General features: G+C 42.9%; 1 protein-coding gene. It reads left to right on the plus strand.

Translation table 11 applies throughout. The features are described from left to right. On the plus strand, positions 1–934 hold a 934-nt coding region (locus ACRCJ0_RS15775; protein ID WP_431391132.1), incomplete at both ends, for a class I tRNA ligase family protein.

Below are 934 nucleotides of genomic sequence, written 5' to 3' on the forward strand. Positions count from 1 at the left end.
TGGTAAGTTACATTTAGGTCATGCCTGGGATGTGACTTTACAAGATATGTCTATCCGTCAAAAACGGATGCAAGGTTACGATACTTTATGGTTACCAGGTATGGACCATGCGGGTATCGCAACGCAAGCTAAGGTTGAAGCAAAATTAGCCGAAGAAGGCATTTCTCGTTATGACCTAGGCCGTGAAAAATTCATTGACCAAGTGTGGGATTGGAAAGAAGAATATGCTGAAACAATCCGTCAACAATGGGGTAAAATGGGTATTTCTGTTGATTATTCTCGTGAACGTTTTACCTTAGACGACGGTTTAAGTGAAGCTGTGCGTAAAGTCTTCGTTGATTTATACAATAAAGACTTAATTTACCGCGGTGAATACATTATCAACTGGGATCCAAAAGCACAAACTGCCTTATCTGATATGGAAGTGATTTACTCTGATGATAATGGTGCTTTCTACCATATTTCATACCCATTAACAGATGGATCAGGTTCGTTAGAAATCGCTACAACACGTCCAGAAACCTTGTTAGGGGATACGGCGGTTGCAGTTCACCCAGATGACGACCGTTACACCCACTTAGTTGGTAAAACCATTACTTTACCGCTTGTTGGCCGTGAAATTCCAATCGTTGCGGACGAGTATGTTGAGCGTGAATTTGGGACTGGTATTGTAAAAATTACCCCTGCCCATGACCCTAACGACTTTGCTGTAGGGAACCGTCATGATTTACCACGTATAAACGTGATGAACGCTGACGCAACTATGAACGAAAATGCAGGCGAATTTGCAGGCATGTCTCGTGAAGAAGCCCGTAAAGCAGTCGTTGCTGCCTTAGACGAACAAGGTTTCTTAATCCGTGTTGAAGAAATGGTCCATTCAGTTGGTCACTCTGAACGTACAGGTGTCGTTGTTGAACCACGTCTTTCAACACAG

Source organism: Aerococcus sp. L_32 (genome assembly GCF_050689315.1).